General features: G+C 60.2%; 14 protein-coding genes. 8 read left to right on the forward strand and 6 right to left on the reverse strand.

The window, feature by feature from the left end:
• Window positions 1-67 precede the first annotated feature (67 nt).
• Window positions 68-922, reverse strand: coding sequence for a sulfurtransferase (locus ACI77I_RS01000; protein WP_094949176.1), 855 nt, complete (start codon window positions 920-922; stop codon window positions 68-70).
• Between the two features lie 33 nt (window positions 923-955).
• A complete protein-coding gene (locus ACI77I_RS01005; RefSeq protein ID WP_094949177.1) occupies window positions 956-1,627 on the reverse strand; it encodes a TetR/AcrR family transcriptional regulator in 672 nt (223 codons plus the stop codon).
• A 146-nt stretch (window positions 1,628-1,773) separates the two neighbouring features.
• Between ACI77I_RS01005 and ACI77I_RS01010 the strand changes: the two genes are divergently transcribed.
• From ACI77I_RS01010 to ACI77I_RS01030, 5 genes are all read left to right on the forward strand, one after another.
• Entirely contained in the window at window positions 1,774-3,201 is a 1,428-nt protein-coding gene (locus tag ACI77I_RS01010; RefSeq protein WP_094949178.1) for a coniferyl aldehyde dehydrogenase, read from the forward strand.
• Window positions 3,202-3,229: 28 nt separating this feature from the next.
• Window positions 3,230-3,775 carry a twin-arginine translocation pathway signal protein gene (locus ACI77I_RS01015; RefSeq protein WP_094949179.1) on the forward strand — a complete coding sequence of 182 codons (546 nt, stop codon included), beginning with the start codon at window positions 3,230-3,232 and terminating at the stop codon, window positions 3,773-3,775.
• Between the two features lie 150 nt (window positions 3,776-3,925).
• Window positions 3,926-5,521 carry a GMC family oxidoreductase N-terminal domain-containing protein gene (locus ACI77I_RS01020; RefSeq protein ID WP_406996809.1) on the forward strand — a complete coding sequence of 532 codons (1,596 nt, stop codon included), beginning with the start codon at window positions 3,926-3,928 and terminating at the stop codon, window positions 5,519-5,521.
• Window positions 5,522-5,635: 114 nt separating this feature from the next.
• Entirely contained in the window at window positions 5,636-6,115 is a 480-nt protein-coding gene (gene coaD / locus ACI77I_RS01025; RefSeq protein ID WP_003176711.1) for a pantetheine-phosphate adenylyltransferase, read from the forward strand.
• Between the two features lie 186 nt (window positions 6,116-6,301).
• The gene (locus ACI77I_RS01030; protein WP_003213796.1) at window positions 6,302-6,553 is read left to right on the forward strand and encodes a YfhL family 4Fe-4S dicluster ferredoxin; all 252 of its coding nucleotides are present in this window, start codon (window positions 6,302-6,304) and stop codon (window positions 6,551-6,553) included.
• A gap of 123 nt (window positions 6,554-6,676) precedes the next feature.
• Here the strand turns inward: ACI77I_RS01030 and mutM are convergent, their stop codons facing one another.
• Together mutM and ACI77I_RS01040 are read right to left on the reverse strand one after the other, a co-directional pair.
• The gene (gene mutM, locus ACI77I_RS01035; RefSeq protein WP_406996810.1) at window positions 6,677-7,489 is read right to left on the reverse strand and encodes a bifunctional DNA-formamidopyrimidine glycosylase/DNA-(apurinic or apyrimidinic site) lyase; all 813 of its coding nucleotides are present in this window, start codon (window positions 7,487-7,489) and stop codon (window positions 6,677-6,679) included.
• Between the two features lie 21 nt (window positions 7,490-7,510).
• Window positions 7,511-8,323, reverse strand: coding sequence for an HDOD domain-containing protein (locus tag ACI77I_RS01040; protein ID WP_176462894.1), 813 nt, complete (start codon window positions 8,321-8,323; stop codon window positions 7,511-7,513).
• Between the two features lie 294 nt (window positions 8,324-8,617).
• Here ACI77I_RS01040 and ACI77I_RS01045 point away from each other — a divergent pair, with 294 nt between their 5' ends.
• Together ACI77I_RS01045 and ACI77I_RS01050 are read left to right on the forward strand one after the other, a co-directional pair.
• The gene (locus tag ACI77I_RS01045) at window positions 8,618-9,814 is read left to right on the forward strand and encodes a class I SAM-dependent rRNA methyltransferase (protein WP_003213799.1); all 1,197 of its coding nucleotides are present in this window, start codon (window positions 8,618-8,620) and stop codon (window positions 9,812-9,814) included.
• A gap of 240 nt (window positions 9,815-10,054) precedes the next feature.
• Complete coding sequence (locus tag ACI77I_RS01050) at window positions 10,055-11,251, forward strand: MFS transporter (protein WP_406996811.1); 1,197 nt, start codon at window positions 10,055-10,057, stop codon at window positions 11,249-11,251.
• Here the strand turns inward: ACI77I_RS01050 and ACI77I_RS01055 are convergent.
• Complete coding sequence (locus tag ACI77I_RS01055; RefSeq protein WP_406996812.1) at window positions 11,248-12,978, reverse strand: DUF4153 domain-containing protein; 1,731 nt, start codon at window positions 12,976-12,978, stop codon at window positions 11,248-11,250. The two genes, ACI77I_RS01050 and ACI77I_RS01055, sit on opposite strands and share 4 nt — an antisense overlap.
• A 386-nt stretch (window positions 12,979-13,364) precedes the next feature.
• Between ACI77I_RS01055 and ilvD the strand changes: the two genes are divergently transcribed.
• The gene (gene ilvD, locus ACI77I_RS01060; RefSeq protein WP_094949185.1) at window positions 13,365-15,206 is read left to right on the forward strand and encodes a dihydroxy-acid dehydratase; all 1,842 of its coding nucleotides are present in this window, start codon (window positions 13,365-13,367) and stop codon (window positions 15,204-15,206) included.
• 241 nt (window positions 15,207-15,447) lie between these two features.
• Here the strand turns inward: ilvD and ACI77I_RS01065 are convergent, their stop codons facing one another.
• Complete coding sequence (locus ACI77I_RS01065; protein ID WP_094949186.1) at window positions 15,448-16,506, reverse strand: phosphorylcholine phosphatase; 1,059 nt, start codon at window positions 16,504-16,506, stop codon at window positions 15,448-15,450.
• Between the last annotated feature and the right edge of the window lie 47 nt (window positions 16,507-16,553).

Here is a 16,553-nt window from a genome sequence, read left to right on the forward strand (position 1 = left end):
AGCTGACACACCGGCATCGCAGGCAAGCCAGCTCCCACATTTTGATTGGGTTTACAGGCCTGACAGCTCAGTCGCCGGTCGCAATTTCCCGCGCCGGATCAGTAATCCACTCGCTCCACGACCCCGCATACAGCTTGCCCAACGGATAACCCGCCAAGCTCAACGCAAACAGGTTATGACACGCCGTCACGCCCGAACCGCAATACGCCACCAGCGCATCCGGCGAACGGCCCTGCAACTGCGCGGCGAAGCGCTGCTTGAGCTGCTCAGCCGGAAGAAAGCGGCCATCACTGCCCAGGTTTTCATTGAACGCCGCACATTGCGCACCGGGAATGTGCCCGGCGATGGGGTCGATAGGTTCCACGTCACCACGGAAACGCGCCTGGGCGCGGGCATCAATCAAGGTCATGCCCGGTTCGCCCAGGCGTTTTTGCAGGTGTTCGGCGTCCAGCACCAAGTGATTGTCCGGCGTACCGGCAAACGTCCCCGGCTCAACCACCGGCGCGTCCAGGCTCAGCGGGAAACCGGCGGCGTGCCAGGCCTTGAGGCCACCGTCCAGGATAAACACAGCATCACGCTTGCCCAGCCAGGCCAGCAGCCACCAGGCGCGGGCGGCATAGGCACCGGGGCCGTCGTCATACAACACGATGTCGGTGTCGGCGTTGATGCCCCAAGCCCGCAGTTGCTCGGTGAACGTGTCCGCGGCTGGCAATGGGTGTCGGCCGGTCACGCCTTTGGTCACCGGACCGCTGAGGTGGCGCTCCAGGTCAGCGTATTGCGCCCCCTCAATATGCCCTTCGGCATAGCTGCAAAGCCCGTAGTCCGGGTCTTCCAAGGCAAAGCGGCAATCCAGGATCACCAGCCCGGCAGCCTGCTGGCGCTCGGCTAATTGCTGGGGGCTGATCAGTTGGGCAAGCGGCATGACGGACTCCTGTGAACACATTCGGGAAAGGTCCTACTTCACTTCTTCCAGTGCCTGGTTCAACGGCACGTAAAACTCTTTGAACAAGGCGTCCACCGCCTCTTTCGCCTGGGGCGTGACAAACCCTGCTTCCAGCACTAGCACCTGATACACCCCGCGCTTGATCGCCTCGGCGCTCAAATGGGTGGAGTTTTCATTGGTGGTGCACAGGAAACGCACCCAGGAAGTGAGGATGATCCAGGCATTGAGGGTCAGGGCCTCGGTTTGTATCGGGTCCATATTGAGGATGCCGGCATCCACGAACCCCTGATAGATAGCGCCGCCCTGGATCAGGCAACGCTGAGAGAAACGCCGGTAGCCGGTGGCCAGTTCCGGGTCGCTTTCCAGCAGGTGTTCGAGGTCACGGTGCAGGAAACGGTAGCGCCACATGCCGGCCAGCACGGCCTGCAGGTAGAAGCGTTTGTCTTCAACGGTTACCGCACGGCCTTGAGGCGGGCGCAGGAAACTGTCCACCAACACTTCGTATTCGCGAAACAGCACGGCGATGATCGCCTGCTTGTTGGGGAAGTGGTAGTACAGGTTGCCCGGGGAAATCTCCATGTGGGCGGCAATGTGGTTGGTGCTGATGCTGCGCTCGCCCTGCTGGTTAAAAAGCTCCAGGCTGGTTTGCACAATGCGCTCGCTGGTCTTTACTCGTGGTGCCATAGGGGATCAGCTTCTAAACACGTGATGGGGCATCTTACGGCCTATCCTTGTCTGGATAAATCCGCTTGTTGCTGCAATGACATTTGACAATTTAGAGCAATGACTCTAAAAATCCAGGCAGACCTATAACAATTGGGAACTGCACCATGTCTGCCACCGTTGCCTACCTGCAAGATTCCCAGGCGCTGGATCAACTCCAGGACCTGTTCGACGCCCAACGCCGCGCCTATGCCGCCAACCCGATGCCGCCGGCGGCGCAGCGTCAGCAATGGCTCAAAGCCTTGCGCGACTTGCTCAGCGACGAACGCCAAGCCCTGATCAACGCGATCAGCCAGGACTTCAGCCATCGCAGCGCAGACGAAACCCTGTTCGCCGAACTGATGCCGAGCTTGCATGGCATTCACTACGCCAGTAAACACCTAAAGGGCTGGATGAAACCTTCCCGCCGCGCCGTAGGCATTGCCTTCCAACCCGCGTCGGCCAAAGTCATCTACCAACCGCTGGGCGTGGTTGGGGTGATCGTGCCGTGGAACTACCCACTGTATTTGGCCATTGGCCCGTTGGTCGGCGCTCTGGCGGCCGGTAACCGGGTGATGCTCAAGCTCAGCGAATCCACGCCCGCCACGGGTGAACTGCTCAAGGCGCTGTTGGCGAAAATCTTCCCCGAAGACTTGGTATGCGTGGTGCTGGGCGAAGCCGAAGTGGGCATGGCGTTCTCCAAATTGCGCTTCGATCACCTGCTGTTTACCGGCGCCACCAGCATCGGCAAGCACGTGATGCGCGCCGCTGCCGAGCACCTCACACCGGTTACGCTGGAGCTGGGCGGCAAGTCGCCGGCGATTGTCTCCGCCGACGTACCGCTCAAGGACGCCGCCGAGCGCATCGCCTTCGGCAAATGCCTGAATGCCGGGCAAACCTGTGTAGCGCCGGACTACGTGCTGGTGCCGGAAGATCGCGTCGAAGGGTTCGTCGAGGCCTACAGCAAAGCCGTTCGCGGGTTTTATCCGACCCTGGCCGACAACCCGGACTACACCGCCATCATCAACGAAAGGCAGCAGGCACGGCTGAATGCCTACGTCAAAGACGCCACCGACAAAGGCGCCACCCTGATTCCGCTGTACGACCAAGGCCAGGCACGGCGTATGGCCCACAGCCTGCTGCTAAATGTCAGCGATGAAATGACCGTGATGCAGGACGAAATCTTCGGCCCGGTGCTGCCGATCGTGCCGTATCGCGGCATTGACCAGGCGTTTGCCTACATCAACCAGCGCCCTCGCCCATTGGCCCTGTACTACTTCGGCTACAACAAGGGCGAGCAGAACCGCGTACTCCATGAAACCCACTCCGGTGGCGTGTGCCTGAACGACACCCTGCTGCATGTGGCCCAGGACGACATGCCCTTTGGCGGCATCGGCCCCTCGGGCATGGGCCACTACCACGGCCATGAAGGCTTCCTCACGTTCAGCAAAGCCAAGGGCGTACTGGTGAAACAGCGCCTGAACGCGGCAAAGCTGATCTACCCGCCTTACGGCAAGTCGATCCAGACGTTGATTCAAAAACTGTTTATTCGCTGATTCCGCCAACCTCGGGGTAACAATAACAATGAACCCTAGCCTGACTGATTCACCTGCGCTGTCGCGGCGCGGCGTCCTGAAAATCGGCCTGTGCGCCAGCGCATTCCTGGCCACCGCCGGGCTAGGCGCCAGCCTCAGCGGCTGCTCCAGCAGCACCCCGGCCAGCGGCTTTGCCCTGTTGCGCAGCAGTGACTTACCGTTCTTGCGCGCGGTAATCCCCGTGCTGCTCGAAGGCGCGGCCAGCGCCCAGGACGTGGTCGCCGGGATCGAAGACACCCTGAAAAAGCTCGACTACAGCCTGCAGCACCTGTCGCCGGAAATGTTCAAGCTCACCCAGCAACTGTTCGACGTATTGAGCATGGGCATCACCCGCGGCCCACTGACCGGTATCTGGGGCAGTTGGGAAAACGCCAGTAGCGAGCAGATCCGCAACTTCCTGCACCGCTGGGAAAACAGCTACCTGAACCTGCTGCGCATGGGCCAGGGCTCGCTGCTCAAGCTGGTGATCATGGCTTGGTACTTCCGCCCGCAGTCCTGGGCGCATTGCGGCTACCCCGGGCCACCCAAAATTTGACGTTGATAACCCATTCAGACAGGTGGGAGCTGGCTTGCCTGCGATAGCGGCGGGCCAGCGATGAATTGATCGGCAGGCAGACCGCTATCGCAGGTAAGCCAGCTCCCACATTGGTTGCCACTTCGTACAAAAAAATAAGAGTGCACACCTATGCCCGTACCCGATCTGTTCCGCGACGGCCTGGCCCGCGGCTGGAAAACCCACAATGGCGCTGCCCTTGACGGCGATCTGACCCTGGAAGCCGATGTGGCAATTATCGGCAGCGGCGCCGGTGGCGGCACCACCGCCGAGGTCCTCAGCGCCGCCGGCTACAAGGTGCTGCTGATCGAAGAAGGCCCGCTCAAGACCAGCAGCGACTTCAAGCTGCTCGAAGACGAGGCCTACGCCAGCCTCTATCAGGAAGGCATCGGCCGCATGAGCAAGGACGGCGCGATCACCATCCTGCAGGGCCGGGCCGTAGGCGGCACCACCTTGATCAACTGGACGTCGAGCTTTCGTACACCCGACGCCACTCTTTCCCACTGGGCCAGTGAATACGCAGTAAAAGGCCACAGCAGCGCCGAAATGGCACCGTGGTTCGAGAAGATGGAACAGCGCCTGGGCATCGCCCCGTGGGCCATTCCACCGAATGCCAACAATGATGTGATCCGCAAAGGCTGCGAAAAACTCGGTTACAGCTGGCACGTGATCCCACGCAACGTGCGTGGCTGCTTCAACCTGGGCTACTGCGGCATGGGCTGCCCGGTCAACGCCAAGCAATCAATGCTGGTAACTACCATCCCGTCCACCCTGGAAAAGGGCGGCGAGCTGCTGTACCTGGCCCGCGCCGAGCGCCTCAAATTCAGCGGCGACACCATCAGCAGCCTGGAATGCGTGGCGATGGACGAACGCTGCGTGGCACCCACCGGGCGCAAGATTACGGTCAAGGCCAAGCATTACGTGCTCGCGGGCGGCGGCATCAACAGCCCGGCGCTGCTGATGCGCTCGGACGCGCCTGACCCGCATTCTCGGCTGGGCAAGCGAACGTTCCTGCACTTGGTGAACTTCTCCGCCGGCTTGTTCGACGACGTGATCAACCCGTTCTACGGCGCGCCGCAGTCGATCTACTCCGACCACTTCCAATGGCAGGACGGTACCACCGGCAAAATGTCCTACAAGCTGGAGGCACCGCCGTTACACCCGGGATTGGCCAGCACCCTGTTCGGCGGCTACGGCACAGGGAACGCGCTCGACATGAGCCAATTGCCCCACACCCACGCCATGCTCGCGCTGCTGCGCGACGGTTTCCACCCCGACAGCCCCGGCGGCACAGTGGAATTACGCGCAGACGGCACGCCGGTGCTCGACTACCAGGTTTCGCCCTACGCGTGGGACGGCCTGCGCCGTGCCTTCCACAGCATGGCCGAGATTCAGTTCGCGGCGGGCGCCAAGTCAGTCAAGCCGCTGCATCACGATGCGCGCTACGTGAACACCCTGGCTGAGGCACGCAACCTGATTGACGGCCTGAGCCTGGAACTGCACCGAACCACGCTGGGCAGTGCCCATGTGATGGGCGGTTGCGCCATGGGTGAAGACCCGAAAACCGCAGTGGCCGACAGCCTCGGTCGCCATCACCAACTGCGCAACCTGTCGATCCACGACGGCTCGTTATTCCCCACCAGCATTGGGGCTAATCCGCAATTGTCGGTGTATGGATTAACCGCGCAACTGGCGACAGCGTTGGCCGAACGTCTGAAAACAGCGTGAAAAAACACGGTATTCGCCATGTCTATACTGCTTTCTTCTGCATAAGTTGACTTGGCCGACCGGGATGGCTGCGATACCATCCGGTTCCCCAACGGACTCCGCCAGGACGACGCGATGAACCGAGTGTTGTACCCAGGAACCTTCGACCCGATTACCAAAGGCCATGGCGATCTGGTCGAACGCGCCTCTCGCCTGTTCGACCATGTGATCATCGCAGTCGCTGCCAGCCCCAAGAAAAACCCGCTGTTTCCCCTGGAACAGCGCGTGGAACTGGCGCGTGAGGTCACCAAGCACCTGCCCAACGTAGAAGTGGTGGGTTTCTCGACCTTGCTCGCGCACTTCGCCAAAGAGCAGAACGCCAATGTATTCCTGCGCGGCCTGCGTGCGGTATCGGACTTCGAATACGAATTCCAGCTGGCCAACATGAACCGCCAACTGGCGCCGGACGTGGAAAGCCTGTTTCTCACGCCGTCGGAGCGTTATTCGTTCATTTCCTCGACGTTGGTGCGTGAAATTGCCGCTTTGGGCGGGGATATCACCAAGTTCGTGCACCCGGCTGTCGCGGATGCGCTGACGCTGCGCTTCAAGAAGTAATTTCTGATGAGTGGGCTTGTTGTGGCGAGCGGGCTTGCCCTAATAAGCGCTCGCCACAGGTGAGCGCCCACACAGACATGCCAGTTGACCTCAGGTCATGTGCACTCGCACTGCGGGCGCCAATGCGGCACAATTGCGCGCATTAGTTTTCAGATGCCCTGGCTGACAGCCCTGGCAGGAGTTTCCATGTCCTTGATCATCACCGACGATTGCATCAACTGCGACGTCTGCGAACCCGAGTGCCCGAACGCTGCGATTTCCCAGGGCGAAGAGATCTACGTGATCGACCCCAACCTGTGCACCCAGTGCGTCGGCCACTATGACGAGCCTCAGTGCCAGCAAGTGTGCCCGGTGGATTGCATTCCGCTGGATGAAGCCCATCCGGAAACGGAAGAGCAGTTGATGGAGAAATATCGGTTGATTACCGGTAAGGCCTGAGGCTTTATGGCGCCCATTAGGGCCTCATCGCAGGCAAGCCAGCTCCCACATTTAGACGTGTGAATACATTCAAGTGTGGGAGCTGGCTTGCCTGCGATGGCGGCATCAGCCATCACACAGCAATCAGCTCTGACATTTAGGGCAAAACACACTCGCCCGCTGCCCCAGCACCACATTGCGCAACTCGGTCCCGCAAACCTTGCACCCCTCGCCGCCCCGGCCATAGACGAACAGTTCCTGCTGGAAATACCCCGGCTGCCCATCACCCCCGATAAAGTCCCGCAATGTGGTGCCGCCACGTTCAATGGCGGCCGCCAGCACGCGCTTGATTTCGATCGCCAGCTTCAGGTAACGCCCGCGTGAAATACCACCGGCGGCCCGACGCGGGTCAATCCCGGCGGCAAACAACGCTTCCGTCGCATAGATATTGCCCACGCCCACCACCACCGCGTTGTCCATGATGAACGGCTTCACCGCCATCGACTTGCCACGGGACCGCTGGAACAGGCGCTCGCCATCAAACAGGTCGGTCAACGGCTCCGGGCCCAGGCGAATCAACAGTTCGTGGTTGTGCGGGTCCTGGCTCCACAGCATCGCGCCGAAGCGCCGTGGGTCGGTGTAACGCAGGGCCATGCCGGATTCCAACTCGATATCCACATGCTCATGCTTGGCCGCCGGCATGCCGACTTCCACCAGACGCAAGTTGCCCGACATGCCCAAGTGGCTGATCAAGGTGCCCACTTCGGCATTGATCAACAGGTACTTGGCCCGCCGTTCCACCAGCACAATGCGCTGCCCCGACAGGCGTACATCGAGGTCTTCCGGGATCGGCCAGCGCAGGCGCCGCTCACGTATCACCACGCGGCTGACGCGCTGGCCCTCCAGGTGCGGCGCAATACCGCGCCGGGTGGTTTCGACTTCTGGTAACTCGGGCATGTGTACCTCGTGAAGAAAGGGTCAGTGCGCGCCCAGTTCGCGGATCGACAACTTCATGCTTTCGAAGTCGTAGTCCGACAGGCCCAGGTAATCCAGCACCAGATGGCCGATGGCATTCCACTCATGGTCCACGGTCTGGTTACCCAGCACGCGATAGGACGAGCAGATGTGCTCAGCCATTTTGAGGATCGCCAGCAGGTTTTTCAGTTGCGGGTTGCGCGTCGACTCATCGCTGAAAATCGCCAGGGCGTTGTGGTGGTTGGCGATGGCGTCGGTCACATGCTCCGGCAGGCGCCAGGATTTGGCCGTGTAATAGCCCACCACGGCATGGTTGGTGTTGAAGGCGTTGTTTTCGGTATCGACCACGCGGCAGTCGGGGCCGGCATTGGCGTAGGCCTGTTCCAGCACCGTCATGTAATTGGGGAAGCGCTTGAGCATCAACGGCACACCACAATCGTGGAACAAGCCTAAGGCATACGCCTCGTCGACCGCTTGCGAGCCGGTGCGTTTGGCCAAGGTCAGGCAGGTCATGGCCACATCCTGGGCGGTGTCCCAGAAGCGGTTGAGCGTGACGATGGTGTCATCGCTCATCTCGCCCTTGATCGACAGGGCGTTGATCAGGTTGATGATCGAACGGCTGCCCAGCAGGTTCACCGCGCGCTGGATTGAGGCGATCTTGTTGCTCAGCCCGTAATACGACGAGTTGACGATTTTCAGCAAAGCGCCGGACAGGCCTGGGTCCTGGGAGATCAACCGCGCGATCACGTCCAGGTCCGGGTCGGGCATGTACTGCTCCATCTGCAAATCCACCATGATTTGCGGTTGGGGCGGCACGCTGATGCCTTGCAGGGCCTGTTGGATCTGTTCGGCGGAAAGCTCTTGGGACATAAGTACACACTCTGGGCTAGGCGGGGATTCTAACCTCTATGGGAAGCTGACCGACACCTCAAAAAACCGAACTGAAACCGGATCAAATGTGGGAGCTGGCTTGTCGGGTCGCCGCACCGCTGCGATGGCATCACCACCGTACGTCAGATACATCGAGCCGCCTGCATCGCAGGCAAGCCAGCTCCCACATGAATATCTGCGCAACAGGTATACTCCCGCTCTTTTTTCCGGAGCGACGTCATGTCCCTGCCAAGCCTGCGTCTCAAAGCCAACGCCGATCGTCGTTTGCGCAACGGCCACCTGTGGGTCTACAGCAACGAAATCGACGTGGCCGCCACCCCACTTCACGGCTTCCAGGCGGGCGACCAGGCTATCCTGGAAGCGGCCGGCGGCAAGACCCTGGGCATCGTGGCCATGAGCCCGAACAACCTGATCTGCGCGCGCCTGCTGTCGCGCGACATCAAGTTGCCTTTGGACAAGTCGCTGCTGGTGCACCGCATCAACGTCGCCCTGTCCCTGCGTGATCGCCTGTTCGACAAGCCGTTCTACCGCTTGGTCTACGGCGATTCCGACCTGTTGCCGGGCCTGGTAGTCGACCGTTTCGGCGACATCCTGGTGGTCCAGATCGCTTCGGCGACCATGGAAGCGCACAAAGAAGACGTGATCGCCGCCCTGACCCAAGTGCTCAAGCCGAGCGGCATCCTGTTCAAGAACGACTCCGCCGCGCGCGATGCCGAAGGCCTCAACCGCTACGTTGAAACCGTGTTCGGCCTGGTGCCGGAGTGGGTCGCGCTGGAAGAAAACGGCGTGAAATTCGAAGCCCCGGTGATCCAGGGCCAGAAGACTGGCTGGTTCTACGACCACCGCATGAACCGCGCGCGCCTGGCCCCGTATGCCAAAGGCAAACGCGTGCTCGACCTCTACAGCTACATCGGCGGCTGGGGCGTGCAAGCCGCGGCCTTCGGCGCCAGTGAAGTGTTCTGCGTCGACGCCTCCGCCTTCGCCCTCGACGGCGTAGAGCGCAACGCCGCGCTGAACGGCGTTGCCGAGAAAATGACCTGCATCGAAGGCGACGTCTTCGAAGCCTTGAAAGAACTGAAAGCCAGCGAAGAACGCTTCGACGTGATCGTCGCCGACCCACCGGCCTTCATCAAACGCAAAAAAGACATGAAAAACGGCGAAGGCGCCTACCGCCGCCTGAACGAGCAAGCCATGCGCCTGCTCAGCAAGGACGGCATTCTGGTCAGCGCATCGTGCTCGATGCACCTGCCGGAAGACGACCTGCAAAACATCCTGCTGACCAGCGCCCGCCACCTGGACCGCAATATCCAGATGCTCGAACGCGGCGGCCAGGGCCCGGATCACCCGGTGCACCCGGCGATTGCCGAGACGCGTTACATCAAGAGCATTACGTGCCGGTTGCTGCCTAATAGCTAAGCCATAAGCGCAGATCAAACTGTGGGAGCGGGCTTGCCCGCGATAGCGGTGTATCAGGTACAGACTTTTAACCTGTTGCACCGCTATCGCAGGCAAGCCAGCTCCCACATTTTTTGTGCTGTGTCAGAAATATTGCCGCAAGCCATGCAAGTGGAGGCAGCTTCTCGCAACGGTTTTGATTGAATTCCACATTTCGCAGACTAGTATCGGTTTCTGGAATTACTCCGGAAAACAAAAACAATGTCTGAGTCCTACGCCCAGCCCAGTGCCGACGTAAAACGCCAACAGCGCTCGCGCTTCATCCTCATCACCTGCATTTCACTGATCAGCTTCTTCCCGATCAATATTCTGCTGCCCTCGTTCCCTGCTCTGGCTGCCCGGTTCGACACGCCCACCGCAGACATCGCGCTCTCGATCAGCTTATTTACGCTGGTGTTTTCTATCTCCCAACTGGTCGCGGGCCCGCTGTCGGATAAATGGGGGCGCAAGGAAGTCCTGCTCGGCTGCATCACGCTGTCGATCCTCGGTGCGATTGGCTGCGCGCTGGCGTCTGACTACCTGACCTTCCTGCTGTTTCGTACGGTGCAGGCCATGGGCTGCGGCTTTTTCGTGTTGGGCCACGCACTGGTGGAAGACCTGTTCGAAGAACAAGACCGCGCCCGCGTGCGCCTCTACTACATGACCCTGAGTGGCTCGTTTGTCGCACTCTCGCCGCTGATCGGCTCATGGCTGCAAACCACCTTCGACTGGCAGGGCAGCTTCTATGGCTTTGCGCTCATGGCACTGGGCATGTTGATTCATGCGTTCTGCATCCTGCCATCCAAGTCCGCCAGCCCGCACCGCGCGCCGGTGTCGATCATCGGCACGCTGAAAGCCGTCGCCAGCAACCGCGTCTTCCTGCGTTACTGGTGGATCGCCGCGCTGGTGTTCGCCTGCTATTTCGCCTTGATCAGCGTAACGCCGCTGATTTTCATGGATGCGTTGAAGCTGTCCGAATACCAATATGCACTGGTGCTGATGGTGTACGGCATTGCCTACCTGCTCGGTGGCGTGGCGGCTTCGTATCTGCAAAAACGCATCTCACTGTCCCGGCAAATCAACATCGGCCTCGGCTTGCTCAGTGTTTCAGGCGTGCTGCTGGCGCTGATCATTCACTACGAGGCCATAACGACCATCACCCTGCTGCTTCCCATGCTGATCAGCGCCCTGGCGGTCACGCTGGTAAGGCCTGCCGCCATTTCGGCCGCGATGCTGTTGTTTTCGAGCAGCGCGGGAACGGCGGCATCGGCGGGCAATAGCATCATGTTCCTCACCGCCGCCGTCAGCAGCGCCGCCCTTGCGCAGACTGGCAGCCATTTGCTGATGACCATCGCCCTCAGCTTCATCGGGTTCAGCCTTTGGGGGCTGCTCACTAACCGGCGGATCGGGCGCCGCTAAGGCTCGCGAATCACCGGCGTGAATAGCCTGTCGCTGGACTGCAATTGCATGTAGCGCGGTTGGACCAGCGAGACCTTGCCGTCACGGATATCGTGAACCAGCGCCTCGGTGTCTATATAGCCGTCCTGCTGTTGCGTCCAAAACATCGGGCCGCGATCGTTCCATCTGCCCATATCATCCTGCACAAAAATGCGCGGCGGCTTGGAGTTGTGACCCGGATCGGTCCGGGACACCACCAGCACCTCATCACGCCCATCCTGGTCGAGGTCGACCGCCCATAACACACAGCCGTTTCTGCACGGCGAGTCAGCGAACCCGCTGGCTACAGCAAAATACGCGCTTTCTGTGGGTTGAGGACCGATCCACTCCAGCTCTGGTTTGAGTCGTTGGGCCTCTGCCTTGGCATACCGCTCACTGTAACTCAACGCCGTACGCTCCATTCGCTCACGCAATAAGCGACGCGCTTCCGGGTCCAGAATACGCTCCTGATCCAAGTCAATTCGCAGCTTGGCATAAGCTTCCTCACCGGCCTTTTCCAGATTAAAGCGCAGGTAGTGCGCATCAAACGCCTCAGGCTTGGTTCGCCCGTCGAGCAAGCGACGGACCTGATCGTCGACACTGAGCCGCACCGGGTCGAGCAACGGCGTATGGATCAACACCAGCAGCCCACAAAAAAGCAGCGCCAATGGCGGGTTCGTCAGGCGCAAGTTGTTTAGCCAGACCGGCGAACGCAGCGCCACCGCCCACACCGCGGCCAAACCATACACACCACACAGCAAGGCCAGCACCAGGGCGATAAAGCGTTGCGGCGACAACGCGTATTGCTCTACACGCAGCCAGCTTGAGTAAAACGCCAGCCCGGCGAGAATCGGCAGGCACAGCAGGCTCAACTCGATAAAGTGCGTCAGCCATTTCGGATAGGGCCGAGGCTGGTCGCCCGCTTGGAACACGCCGTTGAGCAAGAATAATTGAGCTCCGGCCAGCACCAGCAGAATCGGCGTGGAGTAGCCAGTTGCCCAGATCTGCCCGAGCCCGGTGAACGGCAAGGTCAGCGTAAACAGCAGGCTGATCAGTGCAATCATCGGCAATAACAATCTACAGACGCCAAAGAACATGCTGCGCATCTGGCCGATAACTTTCTCGTTGCGCATGCCCATGTGCATGCCCAGCGCGAACACCAGCGGCAGGCTGATGGACATGAACCCATTGCTCCAGAAGTGGTGCTTGAAGAATTCGATGCCCAGCATCAGGAACAGTTGGCTCCATAACGTGACCAACAACACGTACAAACCCACCAGGATCAGTGCGCCCAGCACAATGAACACGCTGTTCCAGGCGTGATGAAACAAGTCTTCATACCGCCAGCGTTGCCCCTTGGTGACAGGCCATGCAGACAAAAAGCTGGCGCCGATGTAACTGAGCGGCAGCAGACTGAACAGCCACACAAAAACATTCACACCGCCGGCTCCTGCAGACTCGCGGTAACTGATCCACAGTGTTATTGCGCCCATCAACAGGGTGAACACCAGCGCAGGCAGCATAGAGCGCCAATGCCGGGCCTTTTCTCCGAGCAATTGCAGGGTCGTACCCCCTACCAAGGCCAGGGTAAGGAAGACAAACAATAGCGGCACACCAAGCGTATGAAGCTTGTCGAAGAGATAGAACACGATCCCCTGGAGCAAGCCGATCAGCAGGTAAAATCCTAAAAAACGATGGGGACCGGGCATTCCTATTCCTTGAGGGCGATGTGTAGGCCGAAGCGGGCGAGTCTAAACAAGCTACATTGCGCTAGATATCGCCCCTTGTAGGCCCTGACTTATCAGCGAGAGAGATTTGTCCGGCGTCGACAGACGGTCTAAAACCGCGATCCCACGCATCCGACGCTAGCACCTGCCCATTCCCTCCCGCCGCCAGCGGTGTAGAATCGACCCTATTCATCGCCAGTCATCCCCCGGCGGGTTTATGAGCTCGAGGCCCAAGCACGCGGCGATCCCGCGACGCGAGTGGCAACGTTTGGACACACGGCCATTTTCTGAGTGTTCCAGACGTCAATAGAAGCTCACTTCCCCTTTAGCACCTGATTAGTACCTGATTAGCCGCCCGGAGAGCTCCAATGCCCGATTACCGCTCGAAAACATCCACCCACGGCCGCAACATGGCCGGCGCGCGCGCACTGTGGCGTGCCACGGGGATGAAAGATGACGACTTCAAAAAGCCGATCATCGCGATTGCCAACTCGTTCACCCAATTCGTACCGGGCCACGTCCACCTCAAGGACCTGGGCCAACTGGTCGCCCGCGAGATCGAACGCGCCGGCGGTGTAGCGAAAGAATTCAACACCATCGCCGTGGATGACGGCATTGCCATGGGCCATGACGGCATGCTGTATTCGCTGCCGAGCCGCGAGATCATCGCCGACTCCGTGGAATACATGGTCAACGCCCACTGCGCCGACGCCATCGTGTGCATCTCCAACTGCGACAAGATCACCCCTGGCATGCTGATGGCCGCCCTGCGCCTGAACATCCCGGTGATCTTCGTCTCCGGCGGCCCGATGGAAGCCGGCAAGACCAAGCTCGCCTCCCACGGCCTCGACCTGGTTGACGCCATGGTCATCGCCGCCGATTCCAGTGCGTCCGACGAGAAGGTCGCGGAATACGAGCGCAGCGCCTGCCCGACCTGCGGTTCGTGCTCCGGCATGTTCACCGCCAACTCGATGAACTGCCTGGTGGAAGCCTTAGGTCTGGCGTTGCCGGGCAACGGTTCCACGTTGGCCACCCACAGCGACCGCGAGCAACTGTTCCTGCAGGCCGGCCGCACCATCGTCGAGCTGTGCAAGCGCTACTACACCGAGAACGATGAGTCGGTGTTGCCGCGCAACATCGCTAACTTCAAGGCGTTCGAAAACGCCATGACCCTGGACATCGCCATGGGCGGTTCCACCAACACCATCCTGCACTTGCTGGCCGCCGCGCAAGAAGCCGAGATCGACTTCGACCTGCGCGACATCGACCGTCTGTCCCGCCACGTGCCGCAGCTGTGCAAGGTCGCGCCGAACATCCAGAAGTACCACATGGAAGACGTGCACCGCGCCGGCGGTATCTTCTCGATCCTGGGTTCCCTGGCCCGTGGCGGCCTGTTGCACACCGACCTGCCGACCGTGCACAGCAAATCCCTGGCCGAAGGCATCGCCAAGTGGGACATCACCCAGACTGACGACGAAGCCGTGCATACCTTCTTCAAGGCAGGCCCGGGGGGCATTCCAACCCAGACGGCGTTCAGCCAGTCGACCCGTTGGGACACCCTCGATGACGACCGTGAAAACGGCTGCATCCGCAGTGTCGAGCATGCCTACTCGCAAGAAGGCGGCCTGGCCGTGCTGTACGGCAACATCGCCCTGGATGGTTGCGTGGTGAAAACCGCCGGTGTGGATGAATCCATCCACGTGTTCGAAGGCCGCGCCAAGATCTACGAAAGCCAGGACAGCTCGGTACGCGGCATCCTCGCTGACGAAGTGAAAGAAGGCGACATCGTCATCATCCGTTACGAAGGCCCGAAAGGCGGCCCGGGCATGCAAGAGATGCTCTACCCGACGTCGTACCTGAAATCCAAAGGCCTGGGCAAAGCCTGCGCCTTGCTGACCGACGGCCGTTTTTCCGGCGGCACTTCGGGCCTGTCCATCGGCCACGCTTCACCGGAAGCCGCTGCCGGCGGCGCGATTGGTTTGGTGCAGGACGGCGACAAAGTGCTGATCGACATTCCGAACCGCTCGATCAACCTGTTGATCAGCGACGAAGAGCTGGCCGCGCGCCGCGTCGAGCAGGACAAGAAAGGCTGGAAGCCGGTGGAAAAGCGTCCGCGCAAAGTCACCACCGCGTTGAAGGCTTACGCGTTGCTGGCCACCAGCGCCGACAAGGGTGCCGTGCGTAACAAAGCGATGCTCGACGGCCTGTAAGCCTCGCGCATAAAAATGCCCCGCCAGGTGCGGGGCATTTTTTTGCCTGGCTAACTCGCCAAATCACTGAAGATTACATGTGGAAACTGGCTTGCCTGCGATAGCGGTTAGCCAGTCAACATCTGTACTGCCTGACACACCGCCTTCGCGAGCAAGCCCGCTCCCACACTTGACCGTGTTCCAACATAAGCATGCGGTCGAATGTGGGAGCGGGCTTGCTCGCGAAGCAGGCACCTCGCTCTTACTGAATCTCGTCCGGCTTGACGATCACCCAGTTCTTGTCCGCCGTCACCGGCAACCCTTCCTTGGCCTGTGCGGCCGCATGCTTGGCCATCATGCCGTTGAGCTGGGTCATGTACTTGTCCTTGCGGTTGATCCACAGGTGGATGCCGCCCTTGGCCACGTCCACATCGTGGAACAGCATGTAGCCGTCGCTGGTCGGTGTATCACCGCCGACGATCACCGGTTTTTTCCACTCGTCGATGTAGGTCAGGATCGCCGCGTGCTTGCCGGCCATCCAGGTCGCCGGGGTCCACAGGTACGGGGTCAGCTCCAGGCCGAGGTTGGCTTTTTCGTCATATTTGCCGGCGGCGATCTGTTTGCGCGCGGTGGTGAGCTCGCCGGTCTTGCGGTCTTTGAGCAGGGTACTCACGCCAATAACGTTTTCGGGTTTGACGTTGTAGCCGTACTTCGGATCGGCGGCGACCATACGCACCAGCTCCTCAGAGGCGGCGGTCATCACATACACCTCAATGCCGTTTTCCATCAGCTTGTTGTACAGCTCAGCCTGGCCGGTGAAGACTTTCGGCGGCTGGACCTCGGATTTTTTCACCACGTCACCTTCAAAATACGTGACTGGCACCGGCTTGCCCGACGCCATCAGCTCGTCGACGTAGCCCTTGAGTTCCTTGAGGGTAAAACCGGAAAAAATCTGCGCGACCCACGGGTAGCAGACCATATCGTCGACTTCACAGAGGCGGTAGTAATAGCTGAACAGGCTTTCTTTGTGCTCGGCGGTGTCTTTGAAGGGCATAAGTTTGAGCGAAGGGTCCATGGTCTCGCGGGTGATCAGGCCCTTGTTCTCAAGGAACGGCAGCAGGGACTCTTCGAGGTCATAGCGGTAACTGGTGTTGTCCATGTCGAACACCGCGAAGTTGCCTTTGTTGGCGTTGGCGGCGATCATCTTGTTCAATTGCTCGGCCGCAGGCGCCGGCCAGTGCTTCAACTCGGTGGCGGCAAATGCCTGGCTGGCGAGGCCGAAGCAGAAGGCAGCGGCAAGTAATGTTGGCGCGAACTTCATAAGCGTTTCTCCCTGAGTGAAAGACATCGACGCTAACAAATTTGTGT

The sequence above is a fragment of the Pseudomonas sp. D47 genome (assembly GCF_045447305.1).
Lineage (GTDB): Bacteria > Pseudomonadota > Gammaproteobacteria > Pseudomonadales > Pseudomonadaceae > Aquipseudomonas.